Consider the following 26,416-nt stretch of genomic DNA (forward strand, 5'->3'; position numbering starts at 1 on the left):
GTTGTTCGGGGTGGACGCAGACGCAGCTCAGCCCAACGGAAGCGGCCCGTCGTTCTTGATCTCTTCCATCACTGCGTAGGTCCGCGTTTCCTTGACGCCGGGCAGGGTCCAGAGCACCTGGCCGAGGAAATTGCGGTAGGCGTTCATGTCCTCGAAGCGGGTCTTGACGAGATAATCGAAGCCGCCAGCGACCATATGGCATTCGAGCACTGACGGCGCCTGTTTGACTGCGGTGGCAAACTTGTCGAACACTTCGGGTGTCGTCTTGTCGAGCATCACCTCGATGAAAACGAGAAGCCCGAAGCCGAGCTTATGCGGATCCAGACGCGCACCGAAGCCCGAGACATAACCTTCCTTCAGCAAGCGGCGTAGCCGCTCGCTGGTGGCGGTGGGGGAAAGCCCGATGCGGTCGGCCAGTTCCAGATTGGTGATCCGGCCGTCCGCCTGGAGGATATTGAGAATCCGCCGGTCGATCTTGTCTATCTCGTGCATCGGCATGAGTCCGATCCTCCATTCGGGGGCAGTTTCAGGCTGCCAGCCGCATTTCGGCGAGTTTAACCCAGTAGGAGATGCCGTGCGGGATCGCCTCGTCGTTGAAGTCGTAGCCCGGGTTGTGCAGGCCGGCCGTATCGCCATTGCCGATGAAGATGAATGCGCCCGGACGGGCGAGCAGCATATAGGAGAAATCTTCGCCGCCCATCATTGGATCGAGGTCACCTGATACCTGGGTTTCTCCGGCGATGTTTGCTGCCGCCGAAAGCGCATAGGCGGTTTCCTGACGGTGGTTGACCGTGACCGGATAGTTGCGGCCGTAGGAAACCCGGATCTTGGCGCCATAGGCGGCGCCCAGATTTTCGGAGATCTGCTTGATGCGCTCTTCGGCAATGTCGCGCATTTCCGGCATCAGCGTGCGTACGGTGCCGGCAAGAATGGCCTGCTCCGGAATGATATTGTGGGCAAAGCCTGCATTGAATTTGGTGACCGAGACGACGACAGACGCCAGCGGATCGGCGGTGCGCGAGGCGATCGTCTGCAAGGCACTGACGATCTGCGAGCCGATCACGATCGGGTCGATCGTCTTGTGCGGCTGGGCCGCGTGGCCGCCGCGGCCATCGATGGTGATGTTGAATTCGTCGGTCGAGGCCATGATCGGCCCGACACGGCTGCCGAACTGACCAACCGGCATGCCCGGCATATTGTGCATGCCATAGACTTCCTCAATGGCAAACCGCTCCATCATGCCGTCCTTGACCATCTCATGGCCGCCCGCGCCACCTTCTTCGGCCGGCTGGAAGATCACCGCGACCGCGCCTTTGAAATTGCGTATCTCGGCGAGATATTTTGCAGCGCCCAGAAGCATGGCGGTGTGGCCGTCATGGCCGCAGGCGTGCATCTTGCCCGCCGTGGTCGAGGCCCACGGCTTGCCACTGGTCTCTGTCATCGGCAGCGCGTCCATGTCGGCGCGCATGCCGATGGTGCGGCCTTCACCAAGATTACCCCTGATCAGGCCGACGACACCGGTGCGGCCGAGACCTGTCACGATTTCGTCAACGCCGAACTCTTTCAATTTATTTTCGACGAAAGCCGCCGTATTTTCGACGGCAAACAGCAGTTCCGGCTTCGTGTGGAGGTGGCGACGCCATTCCGTGACTTCGGTCTGGAGCTCTGCTGCGCGGTTCAAAATAGGCATTTTGGCTTCCTGTGGGTCCATTGCGGGCATGGGATACGGGATATTTGGCATCGGCGCAAAAGAATGGTCTTTGCCATCACCTCGCCATATAGGTTAAATAGCGGGACGATACGAGGCAATTCCCGAAATTTCGAGGTTTGACGTGGTGACAACTGGAATTCGCAAGAGCGGCGCGTTGAAGCTACTCGCAGTCCTGACCGGCGCTTGCGCGTCGCTGCTTTCGGCGGCCCTGCCGAGCGCGGCCAATCCGCAGCTGGTTGTCGATGTCAGTTCGCTGAAGGTCTATGAGCAGCGGGAAATTTACCAAAAGTGGTATCCGGCCTCGCTGACCAAGTTGATGACGGCCTACACGACCTTTCGCGCGCTGAAATCCGGCCAGCTGACGTTGGAAACGCCAGTCGTGATGTCGAAGAACGCTGCCGGCGAACCGCCGAGCAAGATGTTCTACAAGCCCGGCCAGGCGGTGACGCTCGACAGCGCCCTGAAGATGATGCTGATCAAGTCGGCCAACGATATTGCCGTTGCAATCGGCGAGACGGTTGCCGGCTCCGAGCCCGCGTTCGTCAACCAGATGAATTCCGAAGCTGTGCGGATCGGCATGACGTCGTCGCATTTCGTCAATCCGAACGGTCTGCCCGCGCCCGGCCAGTACACGACGGCCCGCGATCTTGCCGTTCTGGCAATCACGATCAAGCGCGAATTCCCGCAATATGCGGCCTATTTTGCCTATGAAGGTTTCACCACCGGCAAGAAGAATTATCCGAATTTCAACATGCTGATCGGCCGTTTCGACGGTGCCGACGGTATGAAGACCGGATTCATCTGCGCCTCCGGGTTCAATCAGGTCTCCTCGGCAACCCGCAACGGACGCGCCGTCGTGTCCGTCGTGCTCGGCGCAGACAGCCTTGGTGGACGGGCGGATGAATCTGCACGCTTGCTGCAGCTCGGCCTGACGTCAAGCAATGCGGGTAAGCCGGGCCTTGGCCAGATCGCACCCTACGGCGAGACCCGCGACACGGTCATCGATGTCAGCAAGGACATCTGCAATCCGAAGGCAGCAAAGGTCCGGTCGGAAAATCGTGATGAAGGCGGACGGCAGAAACTGCTGTCGCCTTATATCCACGAGATCAATCGCCCGCTGAATCTTGTCGCCGCCGGGCTTATCCCGGGCACCGAGAAGGTGGCCGATGTCAATGGCAAGGGGCAGACGGAGGCCGCGCAGGGCGATGCCGCCAATGTGCCGATCCCGGTTCCTCGCCCCGTTTTCTAAGCTTCCGCCTACTGATCGGATAATTCATGAGTCTTGTTTCGACCGCCGTACCGGTGTCGATCCTCACCGGCTTTCTCGGTGCTGGAAAGACATCCCTTCTCAACAGGCTTCTGAAGGATCCTGATCTCACCGATACCGCCGTGATCATCAACGAGTTCGGTGATGTCTCGCTGGATCACCTGCTGGTCGAGGCATCGAGCGACGGGATCATAGAACTGTCGGACGGCTGCCTCTGCTGCACGGTGCGCGGCGAGCTGGTCGATACGCTGGCCGATCTCATGGACCGGATGCAGACCGGCAAGATCAAGCCGTTGAAGCGGGTGGTCATCGAGACGACCGGCCTTGCCGATCCGGCACCGGTGCTGCAGTCGGTGATGGGCAATCCCATCATCGCCCAGAATTACCGGCTCGATGGCGTCGTCACTGTGGTCGATGCGGCAAACGGTCTTTCGACGCTTGATCATCACGAAGAGGCGGTCAAGCAGGTCGCAATGGCGGACCGGCTGGTGATCAGCAAGATGTCGCTTGCGACCCCGGACACGGTGATTTCGCTGAAGGCACGGCTCAGGGCGCTCAATCCGCGCGCACCGATGATCGATGGCGACCTGCCGGAGGCGGGCAAGGCAGAGCTCTTTCATTGCGGACTCTACGATCCGGCCACCAAGATCGCCGATGTCGGCCGCTGGCTGCAGGACGAGGCGGCGTCGGATCACGATCATCACCATGACCATGAGCATTGCGGCCACGAGAACTGTGGTCATGACCACCATCACCATGATCACCACCATCATGACGAAAACCGGCATGGTGCCGATATCCGCTCTTTCAGCCTTGTCCACGACCGGCCGATCGATCCGATGGCGCTGGAAATGTTCGTTGATCTCTTGCGCTCCGCTCATGGCGAAAAGCTGCTACGGATGAAGGCGATCGTCTCGATGTCCGACAATCCGGATCGGCCGTTGATCCTGCATGGCGTGCAGACCGTATTCCATATGCCTCAGCGCATGGCCGCGTGGCCCGATCCGTCAGACCGGCGCACCCGCATGGTTCTGATCACCAAGGACCTGCCGGAAGCGTTTGTGCGCGATCTTTTTGATGCCTTTACCGGTAAGCCGCGCATCGACCGGCCAGACAGGCAGGCGCTGGAAGACAATCCATTGGCGGTTCCCGGTTTGCGGATGTAACGCACCGGGCAAGGGGCTGGCATGTTACTCGAGGCGGGTGAAGTCATCGGCAACATGCGGGCGCCAGCCTATACCCCGAGCCGTCCCGGCGGCTGGAGCTTCAGTGCCTCGTGCGGTTTCCATATGGTGATCGGTCTTGCCCTGCTTCTGGCCGTGACGCCGCGGCGGCAGGGATCGTCATCAGAAGACAGCGTCACTGTCGATGTGCTGACGCAGCAGCAGTTTGAAGCCGCAAGCCGTCTGGCGATTACTGATACCCGCGCAGCGCCCTTGAGCGAAGCGTTGCCGGAGCCAGCAACCGCAAGTCCAGTGCCGGATTTTGCCGCACTGCCGACCGACCGCCGCCGCCCGGAGCCAAGCGTCATGGTCAAGGCGACGCATCTCCAGTCGGCGAAGGTGCTGGCCGATCCGCGTAGCGCCAAGGCGCGCAAGGCCCTAGGGCAGCTCGCACCTTCAGAGCGCATCGTTCAGCTCTGCAACATTGAGGCGATGGAGCAGGTTCATATCCGGAAGGCGGCGCTGAAGCCGGATTTTCTGGTGGCCTATGCGATGGCCGATACCGAGCTTTCCGGGCAAAAACTCAAGGCTGATGGCGGGGCGTTTCGCAGCAAGCGCCGCTGGTACAATATCGGTTTCATCTGCGAGGTCACGCCGGATTTGAAGAAGGTCGTATCGTTTGCTTTCGCTGTTGGCAGCGAGATTCCGAAAGGTGAATGGGCCGATCACAATCTGTTGGCGGACGATGGCCCGGCGGATTAGACCGTGCGAGCCGATCAGCCACAAGCGGCAGCCCGGGCAAGGAAGAACGCTTTTTCGCGGGTATTGCGGGTGAGGTCGGCCGCACGCTCGAATTCGACTCTGGCTTCCGCCAGCCGCCCGGCACGGAACAGAAAATCTCCCCTTGCGGCGGGTAGTGGAACATAGGTGTGCAAGCCCGCTGCCGGATCGATTTCGTCGAGGCGTGCGAGACCGGTTTCCGGTCCGAAAGCCATGCTGTGGGCCACCGCCCGATTGAGATCGACCACCGGCGACGGCATCACACCGCGCAGCGTATCGTAAAGGCCTGCGATCTTCTGCCAATCGGTATCTTCCGCCTTGCGGGCGCGTGCGTGACAGGCTGCCAGCGCCGCCTGCAGGGCATAGGGACCGTTGGCGCCGCCGAGCGTTTCGGCGCGCTGCAGGGCCGCCAGTCCGCGGCGGATCAGCAATTGGTCCCAATGGGCACGGTTCTGTTCCGTCAAAAGGATCGGGGAACCGTCCGGGGCAACACGGGCGTTCAGGCGGGAGGCCTGAATCTCCATCAGCGACAGCAGGCCCAGCACTTCCGGCTCATCCGGCAACAAGCCAGCAAGGATGCGCCCAAGGCGTTGGGCTTCAGCGCACAGGGCAGGGCGGATCAGGTCTTCGCCAGAGGTCGCCGCATAGCCTTCGTTGAAGATCAGGTAGATCACCTCCAGCACCGAGGCGATGCGCTCCTTGCGTTCTGGTCCGCGCGGTACGGCAAAGGTCAGCCCGGCATTGCCAATCGTCTTCTTGGCCCGGACGATGCGCTGGGCGATGGCCGCTTCATTGGAGAGAAAGGCACGGGCGATTTCGTCGGTGGTCAGCCCACCGATCAGCCGAAGGGTGAGCGCCGCACGCGCCTCGGCAGACAAGACAGGATGGCAGGCGGCGAAAAGCAGACCCAGCAGTTCGTCGCCGAGATCGTCGTCCAGCGCTCTCTCGACATCCTCAACGCTGGTATCGCGCTCGTCTTCGAGATCACGGCCGATTTCGGCATGTTTGCGGACGAGCATCTTCTTTCGGCGGAAGCCATCGATGGCGCGGCGCTTGGCGGCGGCCATCAGCCAGGCTCCCGGATTTTTTGGCACACCGGTCTTCGGCCATTCGGTCATGGCGGTCACCAGGGCATCCTGCGCCAGCTCTTCGGCCAGTCCGACATCGCGCACCATCCGCGCCAGGCCGCCGATGAGCCGGGCCTGTTCGATCCGAAAAACTGTTTCAATTGCTTGATGTATGTCGTTTGCCGCCATGCTTCCGGATTAAGCGAGTGGCAGCGGTTGCGTCAAGCCGCGGTGGCGGCTTGACGCTGATCGACTGATATCAGCGCTTGGCTGCTTTTTCGCGCAGCCGTTCTTCCTGCTCGGCCAGTTCCGGCGTAAACGCCTCGCCGAAATCGGCCGCCTCGAACACCTGGCGGATTTCGAGCTCGCTTGGTCCAGCCATCGGGTTCGGGCAGCGCTTTGCCCATTCGACGGCTTCGGCCATGTCCTTGACCTCCCAGAGCCAGAAGCCAGCGATCAGCTCGCGGGTTTCGGCAAAAGGGCCGTCGATAACGGCGCGGCCCGGACCGTCGAAAGCGATCCGCTTGCCTTTGACCGACGGGTGCAGCCCTTCACCGGCCATCATGACACCGGCATTGACCAGTTCTTCGTTGTATTTTCCCATGGCTTCCAGAAGCTCGGTCGTCGGCATGATGCCGGCTTCGCTATCTTCCGTCGCCTTTACGATAACCATCACACGCATTGTCTTCTCCTCTGATTGATGGAAGCCTGAATGACTTTCCTGATCATACGACGAACGAGCCTTGGCCCGATCGACATCGCCCCTGATTTTTTTCAGATTTTTTAGACGAGGATCGGCGAGCCGAATAGAGGGGGTGGCGAAAGTCCGAAATGGCATCAGCGACGGGCTCTGTGCCCTAGGCCTTCTTGCGGATGACGAAACGATGTCCGCCAGCCAGCGTCTCGGATTGCTCCAGGCTGTGACCGTCTTCATTGCAGAAATGTGGGATGTCGATGATGGCGAGCGGGTCGGTCGTTTCGACCGTGATCAACGTGCCGGGGGCAAGGGAGAGCATGCGCTTGCGGGTTCTCAAGACCGGCAAGGGGCATTTCAGCCCCTTGAGGTCATAGGTCAGGCCATCGGGCATCAATTGCCCCAGATTTTCCAGAACGGCCGCTTCTTCGGCTGCTGTTCGGCAACGACCTGCTCGACCACGGGTGCTGCCTCGGTGGCTGCTGCTGCCTGCGCTGCCGCATCAGCCGGCTTTTTTGCCGTCGCGGACGCGACTGGCTGGGTGGTCGCTATGGTTGCCGGTTGCTGCACCGCTCGCTTTTGATCGGCAGGCTGCTGCTGCGCCGTATCGACAGAGGCTACGGCTGCGGGCTCCAGCGGCTGCGCATCGGCGCCGCCCTTGGAGAACAGGCTACTCCAGAAGCCTTTGCGTACGGCACCTGGCTGCTCGACGGCAGCCTGTTGGACCGGCTTGGGCAGAGGATTTTCTGCAGGTACCGGTACGTTCTTGCCGTTACGGGTGGATTTATCGAGTTCCGCCTTCTGAATCTCGATCGCTTTTTTGGCGTCTTCCAGCTCAGTGCGGCGGGCTTCCTGTTTTTCGAGGTCGGCAACCTTCATCAGCTTGCCGGCGTCGAGCGAGGTGCCTGTTGGCGCATAGGCCAGTTCCTTGCCGACGCGCTGCTTGGCGACGATCGCCTTGCGCTCCGCTTCACTCGGCTCATACCAGACCATGCCGTCGAGCTTCTTCGTCGCCTTGGCGTAATCTTCGTTATATTTGCGATTGTAGGAATCCAGCGCGAGCTGCATCACATTCGGCGTCGACATGGCCGGGCATTGGCCCGTCGGGCTGAATTTGCCATCGGTCTGCTGGTTGAAGACATATTTCTTCTCGCAGATGTTGATTTCCGGCGGCCGCTTGGTGATCTCGAACTGGTCGTAGCCGGGCTTCAGCATGTTCCAGAAGTCGATGTTCGGGCTGTTGCGATGGCGCGCCATGTTCTCGGCTGTCATGCGGAAGGGCAGGGCCTGCAACTGGATTGCCTGCTGACCGCCCTTGTAGGCATCGCGCGACAGCGAGAAGATTTCCTGCATCTGCTCGTCGGTCATCGAATAGCAGCCGGACGACGAGCAGGCGCCGTGGATCATCAGATTGGTGCCGAAACGGCCGTTGGCCTGATCGAAGCGGTTGGGGAAGCCGGTGTTGATGGCGAGATAATAGCTGGAGTTCGGGTTCATCTGGCCCGGCGAAATCGGGTAGAACCCTTCCGGCGCCTGACGGTCGCCTTCCTTGACCTTGGGGCCAAGCTTGCCCGACCAGGCGCAGATCTTGTACTGGCGCAACATCTCGAAGCGGTTGGAAGAGTTTGCCTTCCAGACCTCGAGAATGCCTTCTTCCTTGAAGATACGCAGCATGATCGGCGAATCCTTCGCCATGCTCATCGCCTGCATTTTCTGGACGATCTTGCCGGATAGCTGATAATTGACCTTGCTGGAGACCTTTTTCAGGTCGACATCGACGGTATCCACCACCTCATTGGCGGTGCAGCCCGCAAGCAGGGCAACGATGGCAGCGGTGGCAACAAGATGTGTCAAACGCATCGGCAAAGGTCCATCAAGAAAACTGTCGAACGTGGCGTTCCCGTGCAGGCGGTCCACAGGGAATCAATATGCCCTTATACTTCACAAAATATTAACCTTACAAAACCGCCTTGCCCCAAGCGTTCCAGAGCGCACGAATATGGCCAAGGTTGGACCGTGCGCTCCATTTTCCGCGTGACCCCTTCAGAAGCCAGCAAATGTGATCAGAGCTGACGGCCGATCGACAGGTATTTCTGGCGGCGGTCGGAGCGCAATTCGTCGCCGGTACGGCCCGAAAGTTCCTTGAGCGCGTCGGCGATGACGGTACCGGTCTTCTCGATTACGGCGTTCGGATCGCGATGCGCGCCGCCGACCGGCTCGGTGATGATGCCGTCGATAATACCCAGCGACTTCAGGTCCTCGGCAGTGATCTTCATGTTGGTTGCCGCTTCCTTGGCGCGGGTACTGTCGCGCCAGAGAATGGAGGCCGCACCTTCCGGCGAGATCACGCTGTAGATCGAGTGTTCAAGCATATAGACGCGGCTGCCGGTGGCAATGGCAATGGCGCCGCCGGAACCGCCTTCGCCGATGACGACAGAGACGATCGGAACGCGCATGTTGAGGCACATTTCCGTCGAACGGGCGATGGCTTCCGCCTGGCCGCGTTCTTCGGCGCCAATGCCGGGATAGGCGCCGGCGGTATCGATCAGGGTGATCAACGGCAGGCCAAACCGGTCAGCCATTTCCATGACGCGGATCGCCTTGCGGTAGCCTTCCGGACGGGCGCTGCCAAAATTGTGCTTGATGCGCGACTTGGTGTCGTTGCCCTTTTCCTGGCCGATGACGGCGACAGGCGTGCCGCGAAAGCGCGCCAGACCGGCCTGAATGGCTTCGTCATTGGCAAACTTGCGGTCGCCGGCCAGCGGCGTGAATTCGGTGAAGAGGTTTGCGGCATATTCCTGAAAGTGCGGGCGCTGCGGATGGCGCGCGACCTGCGTCTTCTGCCAGGGGTTCAGCTTGGAATAGATTTCGGCCATCGCCTCGCGGGCGCGCACTTCCAGACGCTCGACCTCGTCGGCCGTGTCGATGCTCTCGTCCTCGCTGGCAATCTTCTTCAGCTCGTGAATCTTGCCTTCGAGATCGGAGATTGGTTTTTCGAAATCGAGATAATTGTGCATGTGATGCGTTTCCGATCATATTGCGTCAGTGGCTTCGGACATGACGATCCCGTCGTCCCGGCCAAGGGTTCTGGCGCTCCTAATCCTGTTTTTTCGCCTGTTTGGCAAGAGGGTGATGGTTTTGAACCAGCTGATGCAGCCGTTCTTCCAGTACATGGGTATAGATTTGTGTCGTTGAAATGTCCGAATGTCCGAGAAGTTCCTGTACGGCGCGAAGGTCCGCGCCATTCGCCAGAAGATGGCTGGCAAAGGCATGGCGCAGCACATGCGGTGAGATCGCCGCAACCCGGATGCCGGCGCGGGCGGCAAGATCCTTGAGGTCGCGGGCGAAAACCTGGCGCGGCAGGTAGCCAGCCTTGCCTGAAGAGGGGAAAAGCCACGGACTTTCCGGTGGTGGCGTTTTCTGCGCGGCATTGTCTCGTGCCATCGCGGTGCCGTAGGCCTGCATGGCGCGGATCGCCGAATGCGACAGTGGGACCATGCGTTCCTTGTTGCCCTTGCCGCGGACGACGAGAAAGCGGCCGTTCTGCGCCAGCACCGATGCCGGTAACGACACAAGCTCGCTCACCCGCATACCGGTGGCATAGAGCAGTTCGATCAGCGCATGCATGCGCAGCCGTGCAACGGGATCGTTGCCGCCCTGTGCGGCTTCCTGTTCCGCTTGGCCGATGAGCTTGGAAACATCGTCGACGCTCAACACCTTCGGTAGCGAGCGGCCTTTTTTCGGCGCGTCGAGAACGCCGGTCGGGTCGTCGGTGCGCAAACCTTCGGCATAGAGAAACTTGTAGAATTGCCGCAATGCCGACAGCCGCCGCGCCTGCGACGAGGCCTTGAAGCCCTGCTGTGCCAGATGCGAGAGATAGGCGCGCAGATCCTCCGAGGCGGCATCCGTCGGTTTGACGCCGCGCTGTTTGAGGAAAGAGTAGGCGTCCTCCAGATCGCGCTCATAGGAAATGAGCGTGTTGTTGGCAGCACCCCGCTCGGCGCTCATCATCTCCAGGAAGGATTCCATATGGGCGGCGGAGAGATCGATCATTGCGGTTTGTTGATCCGTTCGGAGGGGATGCGGATGGTCACGTCGCGCTCCACAGGATTGACGAAGGTCACCAGCGCCACCATCGTCCCATAGATCACGCCGGCGATCAGGGCGCAGATGAACAGGAACCGGAACAGGGTGGGCATTTTCAACTCCTAGGGTCAGGGGTCTATATGACCATGCCTGTTTGCAAGTGCAAGAACCGCTGTATCGCGCCGGATTCGCGTTGCGTTGTATGTCGTGAAGTCTTGACGCTTCCGGCTGTTTTGTCGATACCGGAACGGAACGGGGAAATTAAAACTGCATGAACGACGTGATTGAACCGGTTTCCGAAGCGCTGATCGAGCGGGCGAAGGCCGCGCTCGGGCGACGAAACCTCGTCTTCGTCGGTCTGATGGGGGCAGGAAAATCGGCGATTGGCCGAATGACGGCGTCGGCGCTCGGGGTTCCCTTTGTCGATTCCGATCATGAGATCGAGCGCGTCTCGCGCATGACCATCAGCGAACTGTTCGCAGCCTATGGCGAGGACGAGTTTCGTGCGCTGGAGGCCCGGGTCATCAAGCGGCTGCTGAACACCGGCCCGCGCATCGTCTCCACCGGTGGTGGCGCCTATATCAATGAGCGCACCCGCAAGCATATCAAGCGCCATGGCGTTTCCGTCTGGCTGAATGCCGAACTCGATGTGCTGTGGGAGCGCGTCAACAAGCGCGATACCCGGCCGCTGCTGAAAACCGAAAACCCGAAACAGACGCTCGAAAATCTCATGCACGCCCGTTATCCGATCTATGCGCAGGCGGACCTGACGGTACTGTCCCGAGATGTCAAGAAAGAGGTGATGGTGGAAGAGGTTCTCGCCGCTCTCGCCACTCTCCCGAAGAAGTGAAGCCATGACCGCTGCCAGCCTATCCACCGCCCGTAAAACCGTCCGTGTCAATCTGGGCGAGCGTTCCTACGATATCCTCATCGGCCCCGGCCTGATCGCCACCGCAGCCGGCGAGATCGCCGGGCGGTTGAAGGGCCGCCGCATGGCCGTCATCACCGACGAGCATGTCGCGCCGCTCTATCTCGAGCCGCTGATGGAAAGCCTGAAAGCGAATGGCATTACGGCCGTCTCGCTGGTTCTGCCGGCGGGTGAAAAGACCAAGAGCTTCGAACACCTGATCCCGGTCTGCGAGGCGATCCTCGGCGCCCGGATCGAGCGTAACGATGCGGTCATCGCGCTCGGCGGCGGTGTCATCGGCGATCTCACCGGTTTTGCCGCCGGCATTGCCCGGCGCGGATCGCGGTTCATCCAGATCCCGACATCGCTTTTGGCTCAGGTGGATTCATCCGTCGGCGGCAAGACCGGTATCAATTCGCCGCATGGCAAGAACCTGATCGGCGTTTTCCACCAGCCGGATCTGGTGTTGGCCGATACCGATGTGCTGGATACGCTGAGCCCGCGCGAATTCAAGGCCGGTTATGCTGAAGTTGCCAAATACGGTCTGATCGACAAGCCGGAATTCTTCGCCTGGCTGGAGAACAACTGGCAGGCTGTGTTTGCCGGTGGCGACGCCCGTATCGAGGCGATTGCCATCAGCTGTCAGGCCAAGGCCGATGTGGTCGCAGCCGATGAGCGCGAGAATGGCCGGCGAGCCCTGCTCAATCTGGGTCACACGTTCGGACATGCGCTGGAAGCGGCGACACAGTACGATGGGACACGTCTGGTCCACGGCGAAGGTGTTGCGATCGGCATGGTGCTGGCGCATCAGTTTTCGGCGCGGATGAATCTCGCAAGTCCTGACGACGCGAAACGGGTCGAAGCGCATCTGAGGACGGTCGGCCTGCCGACCCGCATGGATGAGATCCCCGGCACCCTGCCGCCTGTGGAAAAGCTGATGGATGCGATTGCGCAGGACAAGAAGGTCAGCGGTGGCAAACTCACCTTCATCCTGACGCGGGGTATCGGCCAGTCGTTTGTTGCAGACGATGTTCCGGGATCGGAAGTCAGCGCCTTTCTGAAGGAAAAGCACCCGGGATGAGCAACGAGACATTCACGCTTTTCGTGACGGACTACGGTCCGGGCATCCTGATCATTCTTGTGATGATCGTGCTGTCGGCGTTCTTCTCGGGCTCGGAAACCGCGCTCACCGCGGCATCACGATCCCGCATGCATACGCTCGAGGCCAATGGCGATGAGCGGGCCGGTATGGTCAACCGCTTGATCGAGCGCCGTGACCGGCTGATCGGGGCGTTGCTGATCGGTAACAATCTGGCCAACATCCTGTCATCGTCGATCGCCACCAGTCTCTTTCTGCATTTCTTCGGTGCGTCCGGCGTTGCCTATGCGACGCTCGCCATGACCGTCATTCTGGTTATCTTTGCCGAAGTGCTGCCGAAGAGCTGGGCGATCGCATCACCGGACCGGTTTGCGCTGACGGTCGCGCGGACTGTCAATATCGTTGTCCTCGTGGTTGGCCCGGTTTCCAGCCTGGTGAACTGGATCGTGCGGCGCATCCTTGGTGTGTTCGGTATCAATCTGTCGTCGGAAATGCCGATGCTGACCGCGCATGAAGAGTTGCGTGGTGCCGTCGATTTTCTCCACCGCGAAGGGTCCGTCATCAAGGCAGACCGCGACCGGCTCGGCGGCGTTCTCGATCTGGGTGAACTCGAAATCTCCGATATCATGATCCACCGCACCTCGATGCGCGGTATCAATGCCGACGATGCGCCGGAAGTGGCGGTTCGCACCGTGCTCGAAAGCCCTTACACCCGCATGCCGGTCTGGCGCGGATCGACTGATAACATCATCGGTGTCGTGCATGCCAAGGACCTGTTGCGGGCGCTGGCCGAACCAGATGTAGAGCCGGAAAATCTGGATATCGTCCGGATTGCGCAAAAACCGTGGTTCGTGCCGGAAACCACCAATCTGAAAGAGCAGCTCAACGCCTTCCTGCGGCGCAAGGTGCATTTCGCCATCGTCGTCGATGAATATGGCGAGGTTCAGGGGCTGGTGACGTTGGAGGATATTCTTGAGGAAATCGTCGGCGATATCTCCGACGAGCACGATATCGAAATCCAGGGTGTGCGCCAAGAAGCCGACGGCTCGATCGTGGTCGATGGCAGCGTGCCGATCCGCGATCTCAATCGTGCACTCGACTGGAACTTGCCGGATGAAGAGGCGACGACCGTGGCCGGCCTCGTCATCCATGAGTCAAAGACTATTCCCGAGGAGCGGCAGGCGTTCACTTTCTACGGCAAACGCTTCACGGTGATGAAGCGGGTGAAGAACCGGATCACACGGCTCCGGATACGGCCTGCCGACGATGCAACAATGCCTCCGCTTCCGATGAAAAGCGAAGGCATTGAATGACGTACCAAGCTTAAAACGGCTCAGTCTCAGCGGCTGCCGATAATGCCGCCGAGAGTGCCACCAAGCAGACCGCCTGCGAAAGCCGCCCCTGCCGGGTCCATTCCGCTGCTGTTGCCGCTGCGTTCGACCGGGCCTTCCAGGGTTGCTTCGTCGTTGTGTTGTCGCTTGACGCGCTGTCCAGCCACCTTCTGACGGGCTGGGTTCTGAGTCTTGCGAACAGCGATGGCAGCTTTCTGGGCCTCATACTGGGCACGTATTTGCGGCATCATCGGGTCGGTCTGAACCACCAGGAACATATGTTGCTGCTGCGTCAGATAGGTTGTTTCCACCATGCCGTTCTGCTGCTGCCACGCGCCGATTGCTGTCCGTGACTTGGCACCAAGCGCACCATCCGCACCGCCGGTGACGTGACCCAGCGCGCCGAGCCGCAGCTGCAGATCGATCCTGCCTTCCTTGTCGAGGTTCAGGGCGGTTTCCGTTTCCGGTGTTCCGACGCTGAGCTTGACGTCGTCCGGCATGGCGACTGCGGTACGGACCTGGGAAGCGGAGGCCGTTGCTTCGCCGGCTGGAGAAACGGAGGCGACTTCATCGGTCGCCGTCGCTTTCAGCTGGTCGAGATTGAGCTTGGCAAGGGTGGCGAAATTGCCGCTTGGATATTGCTGAAGGTAAAGCTCGTAATGCGCGGCGGTGTTGCGTTTGGAGGCCTCTTCCCAAAGCTTCTGTTCGACCGTCCAGTTGACGTCGTTGGCACTGGTGGTCGCCGCAGTCGCTGGTTTAGCCTCTTGCGGCGTCGTTGCAGCAGGTTCGTCCGCAGGCTCTCCGCCAATGAAGACTTCGCGAGACAACGAAGCATTGTGCCAGGGGTGCTGGGCGCCACCGGTCGCTTCCGAGACATCGGCGCGGACGCGTGTCAGGGCGCTCTGGATTTCGAGGCCGGGTGTCGTCAGATGCCGTGCAAGTGCTGTCGTATAAGGGCTGTTGATGCCTTTGCCGTCATAAGCAACGGCACCGGGATCGGTCGCATAGGCGATCAGTAATCCGCCCGCACCGGCCGTCTGGTTGTTGGCTTGCACCGGTGCCAGACCCACGCCCATCGAGGCTGAACGGCTGGCCGGCAGCGCCTTTGCCAGCGATCGGGCCAGTAGATTATCACGGCAGGCATCCAGAATGATGATGCTGACGGCCGGATCCGGCGGCAGGGCGGCCAGGAATTTTTCGGCAGGCACCGTGCGCGTCTGCAACTGCGCGGCCTTTTCCAGCTGCGCGTCGATTGGCACGAGATAGTTGCGCCCATCGACCTGCAGGCCGTGGCCGGCATAGTAGACGACGGCAATGTCGGCGTCGTAGGCGAGCTCGGTGAACTGATCGACCAATGCGCTCATCGCCGTCTTGTCGAGGTCCTCGCCCTCGATAACGGTGAAGCCTGCTGTGCGGAATGTTTCCGCCATCAGTTTGGCGTCGTTTTTCGGGTTCGGCAGTTCGACGGCGTGCTTGTAGGCACTGTTGCCCATGACAAGCGCCACTTTTTTAGCGGATGGCGTTGCGGCCGATACTTCGCTGAATGATAGAAATGCGGCGAAGAACGCCGCGACAAGCCCAAACCTCCTGAGCATCATCTTCACCCCAAAATAGAGGCTTCCCGGACAACCTTGAACCGGCTCCGCCTATAATGAAATTTTCTATATGTCATAATATTGGACGGACGCAGCGGCCCGTATATTCTCAGTCCCCACCTGCAATTGTACGTGCAGGCTGTAACCGCGTCAATTCGCAAGAGCTAAACCATGCGAGCCAAGGCTGTTGCTGGAATTTAACCTATCTATATTTTACCAGCGCGTTGTTTCTCCGGGAACAGCCGGTTCAAGTGCCAGCGCATGCAGCCCGGCATCGATCTCTTCCTTGAGCACGTCGTTGATGGCGCGGTGACGTGCAATACGGGTCATGCCGGTGAATGCGCTGGAGACGATCCGCACCCGCATATGCGTTTCGCCGGTGCCGTCGATGTCCGGATGGTGGCCAGCATGCAGATGGCTTTCGTTGACAACGATCAGCCGTTCCGGCGAAAAGGCGGCGTTAAGTTTTGTTTCGATGCGGCTTTGAAGTGACATGTTTTGGCCCCGTTTTTCTGGCTTTTCCGTAAGCATCGATATCAAACGAACGACCCGTGCGGGATTGCGTTTTGCGCGGTGCAAAATAGCCTCACAAAGCCTGCAACATTCCCATTTGTCAATTCTTGTTGTGGCGTCCGCCACGCACCATAATTAGCGCCATGAAACTTGATTCAAAATACTTTGACGGGATCCGGACGCGCCGTAGGGTGACCCAGAAACCCGAGCCGATGGCACCCAAGTGCCAGTGGGACGGGTGCGAGGAGAATGCTGTTCACCGCGCGCCTGTGGGCCGCAACGCCGAAAATGAATTTTTCATGTTCTGCTTCGAGCACGTCAAGGAATACAACAAGGGCTACAACTACTTTTCTGGCCTGTCCGATAACGAGATCGCCCGCTACCAGAAGGAAGCCATCACCGGCCATCGTCCGACATGGACGGTGGGGGTGAACAAGAATGCCAAGAATGCGCCGCAGCAGTCGCAGCAACGCTCCGGGTCGGCCGGCGCTCAGGCTCGCATGCGCGATCCTTTCGGCTTCGTCGATCAGGCGCGTGCCCGCGCTAACCGGCAGGAACCACGGCATCGCAAATTGAAGACATTGGAGGCCAAGGCCTTCGAAACGCTCGGTCTGCATGCCAATGCGACTGCGGCAGATGTGAAGACGGCGTACAAAGGGCTTGTAAAAAAGCATCACCCCGATGCAAATGGCGGAGACAGGGGATCGGAAGAGCGTTTTCGCGCCGTGATCCAGGCATATCAATTGTTAAAACAGGCTGGCTTCTGCTAGGAACCCGTTTTATTACGGTCACACTTTTATAAAGGCATAGACGGGAACGCCCCCGCCATTCGAGTCAAGGGGCTTTACCGTGCTGGAGACATGATGAGCAAGGTAGACCTCGATATTTCCAACCTCCCCGATACGACAGTTTCCGTCCGTGACGTTTTCCGTATCGATACCGATCTGCGCGTGCCGGCCTATTCGAAGGCCGATGCCTATGTGCCGGATTTCGATCCCGACTATCTCTTCGACCGCGAGACGACACTCGCCATCCTCGCCGGCTTTGCCCATAATCGCCGCGTCATGGTGTCCGGTTATCACGGTACGGGTAAATCGACCCATATCGAGCAGGTCGCGGCCCGCCTCAACTGGCCTTGCGTGCGTGTCAACCTCGACAGCCATGTCAGCCGCATCGATCTCGTCGGCAAGGATGCCATCGTCGTCAAGGACGGCATGCAGGTCACCGAATTCAAGGACGGCATCCTGCCTTGGGCCTACCAGCACAATGTCGCGCTGGTCTTCGACGAATACGACGCCGGCCGCCCGGACGTGATGTTCGTCATCCAGCGTGTGCTGGAATCCTCCGGCCGCCTGACGTTGCTCGACCAGAGCCGCGTCATTCGCCCGCACCCGGCTTTCCGCCTGTTTTCGACGGCCAACACCGTCGGGCTTGGCGATACGACCGGCCTCTACCACGGCACGCAGCAGATCAATCAGGCGCAGATGGACCGCTGGTCGATCGTCACCACGCTGAACTACCTGCCGCACGACAACGAAGTCGATATCGTTGCCGCCAAGGTCAAGGGCTTCACCAAGGATCGTGGCCGCGACACCGTCTCGAAGATGGTCCGTGTTGCCGATCTCACCCGTGCAGCCTTCATCAACGGCGATCTCTCGACCGTCATGAGCCCGCGTACGGTCATCACCTGGGCTGAAAACGCCCATATCTTCGGCGATATTGCCTTCGCTTTCCGCGTCACCTTCCTCAACAAGTGTGACGAGCTTGAGCGGGCACTGGTGGCGGAACACTATCAGCGCGCCTTCGGCGTCGAGCTGAAAGAAAGTGCTGCCAATATCGTGCTCGAAGCCACGGCCTGATCCATGGCAGGCCGGGGCGATAATTCGAAAGCAAGACCGGCCGGTGTCGTGGATGTGGAGCCATTCCGCCGCGCACTGACCGGTTGCATCCGTTCGATTGCCGGAGATTCGGAAATCGAAGTCGTGTTTGCCAACGAGCGTCCGGGACTTTCCGGCGAGCGTATGCGGCTACCGGAAATCTCCAAGCGGCCGACGCGCCAGGAGCTCGCGGTCACCCGCGGGCTCGGCGATTCGATGGCTTTGCGCAAGGCCTGCCACAGTGCCCGCATCCACGCGACGATGGCGCCGCAGGGCGCTGATGCGCGCGGCATTTTCGATGCTGTCGAGCAGGCTCGCGTCGAGGCGATCGGTTCGCTGCGCATGAGCGGTGTCGCCAGCAACCTCACATCGATGCTGGATGAAAAATACGCCCGCGCCAATTTCAGCAATATCGACCGCCAGGCCGATGCTCCGATCGAAGAGGCGGTTGCCCTGATCGTGCGCGAAAAGCTGACCGGCCAGAAGCCGCCGGCCTCCGCAGGCCAGGTGCTGGACCTTTGGCGCGATTTCATCGAAGAAAAAGCTGCCGGCGACATGAAAGAATTGTCTGCAGCGGTCAATGACCAGCAGGCGTTCGCGCGTGTCATACGCAACATGCTGACCTCGATGGAGATGGCCGAGAAATACGGCGATGACGATGTCGAGCCCGACGATCAGGAAAGCCAGACCGACGAAGACCAGCCGCGCAGCCAGGAGCAGGACGAAAACAGCTCCGACGAGGATGCCGGTTCCGACGCTGCCCCCGCCGACGAAAACGAATCTGCCGACGAGCAGATGGACGAAGGCGAAATGGACGGCGCCGAAATCTCTGAAGAGGAGATGTCGGATGATGGCGAGGACGACAGCGAAACGCCCGGCGAGGTCAAGCGGCCAAGCCATCCCTTCGACGATTTCAACGAGAAGGTCGACTACGGCGTCTTCACCGAAGAGTTCGACGAAACCACCACAGCCGAAGAGCTTTGCGACGAAGCCGAGCTCGACCGTCTGCGGGCCTTCCTCGACAAGCAGCTGGCACACTTGCAGGGCGCCGTCGGCCGGTTGGCAAACCGCTTGCAGCGCCGCCTGATGGCGCAGCAGAACCGTTCCTGGGAATTCGACCTGGAAGAGGGCTATCTCGATTCGGCGCGGCTAACGCGCATGATCATCGACCCGATGCAGCCACTCTCCTTCAAGCGGGAAAAGGATACCAATTTCCGCGATACGGTCGTCACGCTTCTGATCGACAATTCCGGCTCGATGCGCGGCCGGCCGATCACGGTCGCTGCAACCTGCGCCGATATTCTCGCTCGCACGCTTGAGCGCTGCGGCGTCAAGGTCGAGATCCTCGGTTTCACCACCAAGGCTTGGAAGGGCGGACAGTCGCGTGAAAAATGGCTGGCCAGCGGCAAGCCACAGACGCCGGGCCGCCTCAACGATCTGCGCCACATCATCTACAAGTCCGCAGACGCCCCGTGGCGCCGCGCACGGCGCAATCTCGGCCTGATGATGCGCGAAGGCTTGCTCAAGGAAAACATCGACGGTGAGGCGCTGATCTGGGCGCATAACCGGTTGCTCGGCCGCTCCGAGCAGCGCCGTATCCTGATGATGATTTCGGATGGTGCGCCAGTCGATGATTCCACCTTGTCGGTCAATCCAGGCAACTATCTCGAACGCCACCTGCGTGCGGTCATCGATCAGATCGAAACGCGCTCGCCGGTCGAACTGCTGGCGATCGGTATTGGTCACGATGTGACGCGCTACTATCGCAAGGCCGTGACCATCGTCGATGCCGATGAACTGGCTGGCGCGATGACCGAGCAGCTGGCGTCACTGTTCGACGACGCGAGTTCCCGCCGCCGGGCTGCTCCGGCGCGGCGGCGCGGCTAACTCATAATGTTGTCTGACCGGGGCACGGCATGTTGTCCCGGTCCTGCCTGCCATATTGCGTGATGATTTTTCGGGAGCCGTTTTGCGTTCCCTGCCGGCATGCCGGAAGGACGTCTTTTGAAAGCGACATTAATCCAGGCCGCCGCCTTTTCACTGCTCCTGGCCGTCGTGCCGTCGGTTGCTGCCCCGCTGGCGCCTTCGGAAGTCGTTCCGGTGAAGAGCCGGCAGATCGAAAACTTCAAGATCGGCTCGGACCAGAAGCTGTTCGGCAAGCTGGAGTTCCTAGGCGGCATCGAGATGTCGTCGTCGAATGCGCTGCTCGGTGCGATCTCGTCGATCCGCTTTCGGCCGGATCGGAAATCTTTCCTCGCGATCATGGACACCGGCCACTGGGTCGAAGGTGCAATAGAGCGCGACCAGAAGGGCCGGCTGGCAGGCACGAGCAATCTGACGGTCACCTCGATGATCGATGCCAACGGCCGCTCGGAGCAGGTCAAGGAGCGTATGGACTGTGAGGGCGTGGCGCTGCGCGACGGTGAGGTTCTCGCCAGCTATGAGGGGCTCCACCGCGTCGATGTCTATCCGGATCCAGGCTTTGCCCAGTCCGGGCCAGTGGCGACCATGCCGCTTCTGATCCCGTTCACTGCGCTGCGCGGCAATCGTGGGCTTGAAACCATCGCCGTTTCACCAAAGGACAGCCCGCTTGCAGGCAGTGTTACTGTCGTCTCAGAGCTGAGCTTCGACAAGAACGGAAACCTTCTGGCCGCCGTCCTTGATGGTCCGCGCAAGGGCATTTTCGGGGTTGTCCGGAAAGGTCCGTTCGCGGTGACGGACGGCGCGTTTCTGCCCAATGGCGATTTTTTGATTCTAGAGCGGCGCTTCAGCTTTGCCGAAGGCATTGGCATGCAGATCCGCCGTATCAAGGGCGACGATATCAAGCCGGGCGCGGTGGTCGACGGTGAGATTTTGCTCAACGCCGACATGGGCTACCAGATCGATAATATGGAAGGTCTGGATGTTGTCGTTGAGCCCGGTGGCGACATCCGCCTCATTATCGTTTCCGACGACAATCACTCTATCCTTGAGCGAAACCTGATGCTGGAATTCCGGCTGATCGAATAGAATCGCGCCCAAGAAAAAACTCGCATCACGAGGTGATGCGAGTTTGATTCTTTTAGACCGTTCTCGAATCAGGCATTTGCCTTTGCTCCCGGCATCGGCTTGATCACGCTCATCAGCGCGCCGTACGGCAGCAGCATCACCAATCCGACGATGATCTTGACGCTGAGGTCACCGAGCGCCCAGGAGATCCAGCGCGGCGCTTCTGCCGTCATCATGCCGAGGATCGGAGCATTTTCGAGCGCGAACGGATCGTTCGGGCCGAAGAAGACGAAGAAGGCTGCGAAGGCGAAGGAAAAGAAGATCGCTGTATCGAGGAAGGAGCCGAACAAGGAGCCGAGCAGCGGCGCGCGCCACCAGCTCTGTGTCCGCAACTTGTTGAACACCGAGATATCCAGAAGCTGACCGAACAGGAAGGCCGAACCCGAGGCAATTGCGATGCGTGGCGTAGCGACCAGCACCGACAGGACGATGGCGACGGCAAAGCCTGCCATTACCACCTTGCGGGCGGTGCGTGGTCCGAACTGACGGTTGGTGAGATCGGTTACGAGGAAGGCGATCGGATAGCTGAAGGCGCCCCAGGTCAGGAGATCACCCAGCTGCATGCCAGCGATCGAGCCGGGCAGGGGGTATTGGACCAGGAAATTGGAGGCCACGACCACGAGGGTCATCAGCGTGACATAGGTGAGGAACGTGCGGTTTGTCAGCATTTTTTTATCCTGGGGTATGCCACCAGTTGGAGTCATCTGAATCCGCAATTCACCGAGCTTTGTGCCCGGCAACTCGCGAACGGTTGAGTGTCAATCTTACACGAGAAAAAGGCTCGCCAGTTGCCCTGGCAAGCCTTTTAATCTGTAGAGCCAAGTCCGCTGAATTAAGCGGCGATAGCGACGGCTTCAGCCGTCTTCTTGACGATCTGGCGACGCAGCAGGCGCGCGCGCATCGACAGCTCGACTTCGCTAGCCTTGATCAGGAATGCGTCGAGACCACCGCGGTGTTCAACCGAACGAAGGGCCGCGGCCGAAACACGCAGACGGTAACGCTGACCGAGCACGTCGGAAATCAACGTAACCTGGCACAGGTTCGGAAGGAACTTGCGCTTGGTCTTGTTGTTTGCGTGGCTCACATTGTTGCCGGACTGGACACCCTTACCGGTCAATTCGCAAGTACGGGACATGATGCACCTATTTTTCTTTTCGCCTTCGGTCCATGCGTTGGCGGGCCATAAGCCCAGGCCGCATTCCGTTGGCCATGATTGGAAAGTTGCGGTTCTATAGTCAGCGAGAGCCGTGGCGTCAAGCCAAACCTTCGTTTTCCGGGAAAAACTCTTGAGAAACGCGGGGTCTTTCAAGCCGGAGATATCGTTCGGTTTGGATTCTTCACGCCCTATACATCTTTGCGGCGGCCAATTCCACTTTATTGGTCCATGGGTTAAAGGCTTGCGGCAAAAGCGGGTTTCGCGGCGCAGAAATGCCGCAAACCCGCCGTATCGCCTAGGGTTACAGGAACGGACGTGTCGCGTAAGCGAAAATGGAAGGGCATCTGGAATGAACTTGCGCATCGGTGTCTCGGCGGTTCTGGCGTTTGCCACGGCAACGTTTTCCACAGGCACGGCGTATGCCGTCGATGTGACGCACAATACGGACTACAGCATCTCGCTTGCCGGCCTGCCGATTGCAAAGGCATCGTTCCACACCGCGTTGAACGACAAGCGCTACACCATTTCCGGCACGATGAATTCTGCGGGGCTTGTCGATATCTTCGCCCAGACCTCGGGCGAGACCTCGGTATCCGGCGTTATCGGCCGCGACAAGTTGAGCGCCTCGGAATATCAAGTCCGCTATCAGACCGGCAAGAAGCGCCGGGCGATCGATGTCCAGTTCCGCGACGGCGATGTCGTTTCGGCCTCCATGCAACCGCCGCGCAAGATCCCGAAGAACTGGGTGCCGGTTACCCAAGCGGATATGCGCAATGTCGTCGATCCGCTGTCGGGCCTGATTTTTCCGGGTGATACGCGTGTCTGCCCGAAAAGCGTACCGGTCTTCGACGGCGAATCGCGCATGGACCTGAAACTTTCCGCGAAGGGTACGCGCCCCTTCAAGACAGAGGGTTTTCAGGGCGATGTAATCGTTTGTGGCATCAAGTTCGTGCCGAAGTCCGGCTATCGCAAGGGGCGCGATGACGTCGACTACCTGCGCAAGCTGGAAACCATGGAAATCTGGTTTGCCAAGGCCGACGCCGTGAATGTATATGCTCCGGTCTATGTCCGCATCCCGACAAGCTATGGCCCGGTCACCATCTGGGCAACGCGGTTCGGAAGCTGACATTTGCATTGAGGCCGGGGGGCATACGCATGAAAGTCAAGGCAACGCTGATCGGCTTTTCTGCGGTCCTGATGTGGTCGCTGCTGGCTTTGTTCACGGCAGCATCCGGTACCATGCCGCCCTTCCAGCTTTCCGCCATCTGCTTTTCCATCGGCAGCATTCCCGGCCTAGTCGTGCTTGCGCTCAAGCCGGAGCGGCTCAAGCTGTTGCGGCAACCCGCAAAAGTCTGGATCGTCGGCATTGCCGGACTGTTCGGCTATCATTTCTTGTATTTTACGGCACTTCGGAACGCCCCTGCGGTCGAGGCCGGGCTGATCGCCTATCTCTGGCCATTGCTGATCGTGGTCGGTTCAGCCCTTTTGCCGGGTGAACGGCTGCGCTGGTATCATGTCGCTGGGGCTATCTGTGGCCTGGCCGGCACGATCCTGATCGTTGCGCGCAACGGCGTGCAGTTCGATGATGCCTACGTCATGGGCTACAGCGCGGCTTTGGCCTGCGCGTTCACCTGGTCCGGTTATTCGCTGTTGACGCGGCGATTCGAGGCCGTCTCGACGGACGTGGTCACCGGCTTCTGCCTGGCGACGGCGGCTCTGTCGTTCCTCTGCCATCTCGGCCTTGAAACGACGGTTTGGCCGGAAACGGCCACGCAGTGGATCGCTGTCGCGGGTCTCGGCCTCTTGCCGGTGGGGGCAGCGTTCTACGCCTGGGATTACGGCGTCAAGAACGGCAATATCCAGATCCTCGGCGTCGCCAGCTATGCGGCACCGGTTCTGTCGACGCTGGTGCTGATCGCTTTCGGCTTTGCTGAACCGTCGTGGCGTATCGCGCTTGCCTGCCTGTTCGTCACGGGCGGTGCGGTTCTGGCGGCCAAGGATATCATCTTCCGTGAGCGCTCGACCGCAGCGCAGCCTGCCGAATAAAGTTTACGCTTCCGGTGGCTGCCAGTCTGCCGGGGCCATCTCAAAGGCGGAAAAATCAAAGCCCGGCGAAACGGTGCAGCCGACCAGTGTCCAGGCACCGAGCGAGGTTGCCGACTGCCATCCGTTGGCGGGTACAATGGCCTGCGGCAGTTCGCCGATCAGGATGTTGGAACCGAGCGTGACGGTCGTCGCCGGTCTGCCGTCCTCGGCAATGCTCAGCGTCAGCGGTGCGCCTGCGTAGAAGTGCCAGACCTCGACCGCATCGCGCACACGGTGCCAGTGGGAGTTTTCGCCACGCTCCAGCAGATAATAGATGGCGGTGGAATGGCCGCGCGGGCCGCCCGCCGTATCCTTGAACGTCTGGATATACCAGCCGCCTTCCGGATGGCGCTGCATTTTCAAGGTCTCGATGATCGCCTGGGCCGACAGGGGCAGTTGAACATCCATCAGAAATTGTCCTTGCGCTTGCGGATTTCAGCAAAGACTTCGGCATCCGAGGCGCTCTGCAGTCCCAAATGTGCCCGTATTCCGGCGTCGTGCGGCCGCAGGAAGGGATTGGTGGTCTTTTCCAGTCCCAGCGTCGTCGGTGCGGTAAAGACGCCCTTGGCGCGCAGGGCCTCGATTTCGGCGGCACGGGCTTTCAAGGCTGCGTTGTCCGGATCGACCGTCACCGCGAAACGCGCATTGGACAGCGTGTATTCGTGGCCGAAGTAAACGGCCGTATCGTCCGGCAGCGCCATCAGTTTCTGCAGCGAGGTCCACATCTGCGCCGGTGTGCCCTCAAACAGCCGCCCGCAACCGAGCGCAAACAGCGTGTCGGCAGAAAACAGCAGCTTGTCGTCGGGCAAGTAGAAACAGATATGCCCGGCCGTATGCCCTGGCGTCTCAAAGACATGCACCTTGTGACCGGCAAACTCGAAATCGCCGCCGTCGCCGATGGTCATGTCGATGCCGGGAATTTTCGAGGCCTCGTTTTCCGGGCCGATGATCGTCGCCTCATAGCGCGTCTTCAGCGCCAGATTGGCGTCTACATGGTCAGGGTGATGGTGGGTCGTCAGAATATGCGTCAGCGTCCAGCCACGGCGTTTCAGCGCCGCCAGGATGGCCGCTTCCTCCGGTGCATCGATCGAGGCGGTTGCGCCGCTTTCCGGATCGTGGATCAGCACGCCGAAATTATCGGTGCGGCACGGGAAGAGTTCGATGTCGAGTTTGGCCATGAAAGGATTCCTGCGGAGGGCGGGTCGTTATCGAATGTAGCGAGCGCCGTCTTGAAGTCCACCCGTACCAGTCTAACATGAGGGCATGCACGCAGATATCGTCGACCTTCGCCAGTTCTATCATTCCCGCCTCGGACGCTTTGCCGAACAATCGATCGGCATGGCGCTATCGTCGGTCTGGGCCAGGTTGCCGGAAGAACGGCTGGTCGGGCTCGGCTATGCCGTTCCCTACCTCGAACGCTTTCGCGCCGATACCGAACGTACCTTTGCCTTCATGCCGGCGGGCCAAGGGGCGGTGAACTGGCCGGTCGCCGAACTTTCCTCGACGGCGCTGATCTTCGACGAGGAATTGCCTTTGCCCGATTCGTCGATCGACCGGGTGTTGATGGTGCATTCGCTCGAATTTGCGGAAAACCCGCGTGAGACGATGAAGGAACTCTGGCGGATTCTCGCACCCGGCGGCCGTCTGGTAATCGTCGTGCCGAATCGCCGCGGCGTTTGGGCGCGCATGGAGCACACCCCCTTCGGGTCCGGCCGTCCCTATTCGCGCGGACAGCTGACAGCACTGTTGCGCGAAACCAATTTCACCCCCGGTGCTTCCGCCGATGCCCTGTTCTTTCCACCCTCCAAACTCAAAGTGATTCTGAAGATGCGCCAGGCCTTCGAGCGCATTGGCCGGTCGCTCTGGCCGGTGTTTTCAGGCGTGATCATCGTCGAGGCGCAAAAACGGCTCTATCAGGGCTTGCCGGTGGCCGCCCGCGCCTCGCGCCGCGTCTTCGTGCCCGTGCTGGCGCCGCAGGGTGTGCCGACGACGCGGGAAAGGCCGTTGCGGCCAGCGCATCGAATCGATTTGTGACGC

At 60.1% G+C, this 26,416-nt stretch carries 28 protein-coding genes; 13 read left to right on the plus strand and 15 right to left on the minus strand.

Features of this window, described 5'->3' with window-relative positions:
* Window positions 1-27 precede the first annotated feature (27 nt).
* Window positions 28-492 carry an Lrp/AsnC ligand binding domain-containing protein gene (locus tag R6X40_RS12330; protein ID WP_318414220.1) on the minus strand — a complete coding sequence of 155 codons (465 nt, stop codon included), beginning with the start codon at window positions 490-492 and terminating at the stop codon, window positions 28-30.
* 34 nt (window positions 493-526) lie between these two features.
* A complete protein-coding gene (locus R6X40_RS12335; RefSeq protein ID WP_318413939.1) occupies window positions 527-1,690 on the minus strand; it encodes a M20 aminoacylase family protein in 1,164 nt (387 codons plus the stop codon).
* Between the two features lie 175 nt (window positions 1,691-1,865).
* Between R6X40_RS12335 and R6X40_RS12340 the strand changes: the two genes are divergently transcribed.
* The 3 genes from R6X40_RS12340 to R6X40_RS12350 are packed head-to-tail and all read left to right on the plus strand — an operon-like array spanning window position 1,866 to window position 4,903.
* Window positions 1,866-2,960, plus strand: a complete 1,095-nt coding sequence (locus R6X40_RS12340) for a D-alanyl-D-alanine carboxypeptidase family protein (protein WP_318414221.1) — start codon at window positions 1,866-1,868, stop codon at window positions 2,958-2,960.
* Window positions 2,961-2,986: 26 nt separating this feature from the next.
* Complete coding sequence (locus R6X40_RS12345; protein WP_318413941.1) at window positions 2,987-4,144, plus strand: GTP-binding protein; 1,158 nt, start codon at window positions 2,987-2,989, stop codon at window positions 4,142-4,144.
* Between the two features lie 21 nt (window positions 4,145-4,165).
* On the plus strand, window positions 4,166-4,903 hold the full coding sequence (locus R6X40_RS12350) for a DUF930 domain-containing protein (protein WP_318413943.1): 738 nt from the start codon (window positions 4,166-4,168) through the stop codon (window positions 4,901-4,903).
* 14 nt (window positions 4,904-4,917) lie between these two features.
* Here R6X40_RS12350 and R6X40_RS12355 read toward each other — a convergent pair whose 3' ends face one another.
* From R6X40_RS12355 to R6X40_RS12385, 7 genes are all read right to left on the minus strand, one after another.
* Complete coding sequence (locus tag R6X40_RS12355) at window positions 4,918-6,177, minus strand: RNA polymerase sigma factor (protein ID WP_318413945.1); 1,260 nt, start codon at window positions 6,175-6,177, stop codon at window positions 4,918-4,920.
* A 70-nt stretch (window positions 6,178-6,247) separates the two neighbouring features.
* Window positions 6,248-6,670 carry a YciI family protein gene (locus tag R6X40_RS12360; protein ID WP_318413947.1) on the minus strand — a complete coding sequence of 141 codons (423 nt, stop codon included), beginning with the start codon at window positions 6,668-6,670 and terminating at the stop codon, window positions 6,248-6,250.
* A 175-nt stretch (window positions 6,671-6,845) separates the two neighbouring features.
* Window positions 6,846-7,076 carry a sulfurtransferase TusA family protein gene (locus R6X40_RS12365; protein ID WP_318413949.1) on the minus strand — a complete coding sequence of 77 codons (231 nt, stop codon included), beginning with the start codon at window positions 7,074-7,076 and terminating at the stop codon, window positions 6,846-6,848.
* Complete coding sequence (locus tag R6X40_RS12370) at window positions 7,076-8,542, minus strand: murein L,D-transpeptidase family protein (protein WP_318413950.1); 1,467 nt, start codon at window positions 8,540-8,542, stop codon at window positions 7,076-7,078. Before R6X40_RS12370 ends, R6X40_RS12365 begins: the two co-directional genes overlap by 1 nt.
* A gap of 203 nt (window positions 8,543-8,745) precedes the next feature.
* Window positions 8,746-9,699 carry an acetyl-CoA carboxylase carboxyltransferase subunit alpha gene (locus tag R6X40_RS12375; RefSeq protein WP_318413951.1) on the minus strand — a complete coding sequence of 318 codons (954 nt, stop codon included), beginning with the start codon at window positions 9,697-9,699 and terminating at the stop codon, window positions 8,746-8,748.
* 79 nt (window positions 9,700-9,778) lie between these two features.
* Window positions 9,779-10,735, minus strand: a complete 957-nt coding sequence (gene xerD, locus R6X40_RS12380; protein WP_318413952.1) for a site-specific tyrosine recombinase XerD — start codon at window positions 10,733-10,735, stop codon at window positions 9,779-9,781.
* Window positions 10,732-10,881: a hypothetical protein gene (locus R6X40_RS12385; protein WP_037163889.1), complete on the minus strand. Its 150-nt coding sequence runs from the start codon at window positions 10,879-10,881 to the stop codon at window positions 10,732-10,734. The genes xerD and R6X40_RS12385 overlap by 4 nt, the downstream gene beginning before the upstream one ends.
* Window positions 10,882-11,039: 158 nt before the next feature.
* On the opposite strand from R6X40_RS12385, the gene R6X40_RS12390 reads away from it, so the two are divergent.
* Genes R6X40_RS12390 through R6X40_RS12400 form a run of 3 tightly spaced genes read left to right on the plus strand, consistent with a single transcriptional unit; the run spans window position 11,040 to window position 14,087 of the window.
* Window positions 11,040-11,618, plus strand: coding sequence for a shikimate kinase (locus R6X40_RS12390; protein ID WP_318413954.1), 579 nt, complete (start codon window positions 11,040-11,042; stop codon window positions 11,616-11,618).
* 4 nt (window positions 11,619-11,622) lie between these two features.
* On the plus strand, window positions 11,623-12,756 hold the full coding sequence (gene aroB, locus R6X40_RS12395) for a 3-dehydroquinate synthase (protein ID WP_318413955.1): 1,134 nt from the start codon (window positions 11,623-11,625) through the stop codon (window positions 12,754-12,756).
* Entirely contained in the window at window positions 12,753-14,087 is a 1,335-nt protein-coding gene (locus R6X40_RS12400; protein ID WP_318413956.1) for an HlyC/CorC family transporter, read from the plus strand. The genes aroB and R6X40_RS12400 overlap by 4 nt, the downstream gene beginning before the upstream one ends.
* A gap of 26 nt (window positions 14,088-14,113) precedes the next feature.
* On the opposite strand, the gene R6X40_RS12405 is transcribed toward R6X40_RS12400, so the two are convergent.
* Both R6X40_RS12405 and R6X40_RS12410 read right to left on the minus strand, forming a co-directional pair.
* Window positions 14,114-15,703 (minus strand): caspase family protein, encoded by a 1,590-nt coding sequence (locus R6X40_RS12405; protein ID WP_318413957.1) that lies wholly within the window; start codon window positions 15,701-15,703, stop codon window positions 14,114-14,116.
* A gap of 210 nt (window positions 15,704-15,913) precedes the next feature.
* Entirely contained in the window at window positions 15,914-16,195 is a 282-nt protein-coding gene (locus tag R6X40_RS12410; RefSeq protein ID WP_318413958.1) for a BolA family transcriptional regulator, read from the minus strand.
* Window positions 16,196-16,347: 152 nt separating this feature from the next.
* Here R6X40_RS12410 and R6X40_RS12415 point away from each other — a divergent pair, with 152 nt between their 5' ends.
* The 4 genes from R6X40_RS12415 to R6X40_RS12430 all read left to right on the plus strand — a co-directional run bounded on the left by R6X40_RS12415 (window position 16,348) and on the right by R6X40_RS12430 (window position 21,099).
* Window positions 16,348-16,983 carry a J domain-containing protein gene (locus tag R6X40_RS12415; protein ID WP_318414222.1) on the plus strand — a complete coding sequence of 212 codons (636 nt, stop codon included), beginning with the start codon at window positions 16,348-16,350 and terminating at the stop codon, window positions 16,981-16,983.
* A 93-nt stretch (window positions 16,984-17,076) separates the two neighbouring features.
* The gene (gene cobS / locus R6X40_RS12420; RefSeq protein ID WP_113241926.1) at window positions 17,077-18,072 is read left to right on the plus strand and encodes a cobaltochelatase subunit CobS; all 996 of its coding nucleotides are present in this window, start codon (window positions 17,077-17,079) and stop codon (window positions 18,070-18,072) included.
* Between the two features lie 3 nt (window positions 18,073-18,075).
* A complete protein-coding gene (gene cobT, locus R6X40_RS12425; RefSeq protein WP_318413960.1) occupies window positions 18,076-19,977 on the plus strand; it encodes a cobaltochelatase subunit CobT in 1,902 nt (633 codons plus the stop codon).
* 99 nt (window positions 19,978-20,076) lie between these two features.
* The gene (locus tag R6X40_RS12430) at window positions 20,077-21,099 is read left to right on the plus strand and encodes an esterase-like activity of phytase family protein (protein ID WP_318413961.1); all 1,023 of its coding nucleotides are present in this window, start codon (window positions 20,077-20,079) and stop codon (window positions 21,097-21,099) included.
* Window positions 21,100-21,167: 68 nt separating this feature from the next.
* On the opposite strand, the gene R6X40_RS12435 is transcribed toward R6X40_RS12430, so the two are convergent.
* Together R6X40_RS12435 and rpmB are read right to left on the minus strand one after the other, a co-directional pair.
* Window positions 21,168-21,806, minus strand: a complete 639-nt coding sequence (locus tag R6X40_RS12435) for a queuosine precursor transporter (protein WP_318413963.1) — start codon at window positions 21,804-21,806, stop codon at window positions 21,168-21,170.
* A gap of 164 nt (window positions 21,807-21,970) precedes the next feature.
* Window positions 21,971-22,273, minus strand: coding sequence for a 50S ribosomal protein L28 (gene rpmB / locus R6X40_RS12440; RefSeq protein ID WP_318413964.1), 303 nt, complete (start codon window positions 22,271-22,273; stop codon window positions 21,971-21,973).
* Between the two features lie 370 nt (window positions 22,274-22,643).
* Between rpmB and R6X40_RS12445 the strand changes: the two genes are divergently transcribed.
* Window positions 22,644-23,420, plus strand: coding sequence for a DUF3108 domain-containing protein (locus R6X40_RS12445; RefSeq protein WP_318413966.1), 777 nt, complete (start codon window positions 22,644-22,646; stop codon window positions 23,418-23,420).
* A gap of 29 nt (window positions 23,421-23,449) precedes the next feature.
* Entirely contained in the window at window positions 23,450-24,340 is an 891-nt protein-coding gene (locus tag R6X40_RS12450) for a DMT family transporter (protein WP_318413967.1), read from the plus strand.
* Window positions 24,341-24,343: 3 nt separating this feature from the next.
* Here the strand turns inward: R6X40_RS12450 and R6X40_RS12455 are convergent, their stop codons facing one another.
* Window positions 24,344-24,787 (minus strand): cupin domain-containing protein, encoded by a 444-nt coding sequence (locus tag R6X40_RS12455; RefSeq protein ID WP_318413968.1) that lies wholly within the window; start codon window positions 24,785-24,787, stop codon window positions 24,344-24,346.
* Window positions 24,787-25,557 (minus strand): hydroxyacylglutathione hydrolase, encoded by a 771-nt coding sequence (gloB, locus tag R6X40_RS12460; RefSeq protein WP_318413970.1) that lies wholly within the window; start codon window positions 25,555-25,557, stop codon window positions 24,787-24,789. Before gloB ends, R6X40_RS12455 begins: the two co-directional genes overlap by 1 nt.
* Window positions 25,558-25,642: 85 nt before the next feature.
* Here gloB and R6X40_RS12465 point away from each other — a divergent pair, with 85 nt between their 5' ends.
* On the plus strand, window positions 25,643-26,413 hold the full coding sequence (locus R6X40_RS12465; RefSeq protein WP_318413971.1) for a class I SAM-dependent methyltransferase: 771 nt from the start codon (window positions 25,643-25,645) through the stop codon (window positions 26,411-26,413).
* Window positions 26,414-26,416: the final 3 nt, after the last annotated feature.

It is taken from the genome of Rhizobium sp. PL01 (assembly GCF_033447125.1).
Lineage (GTDB): Bacteria > Pseudomonadota > Alphaproteobacteria > Rhizobiales > Rhizobiaceae > Pararhizobium.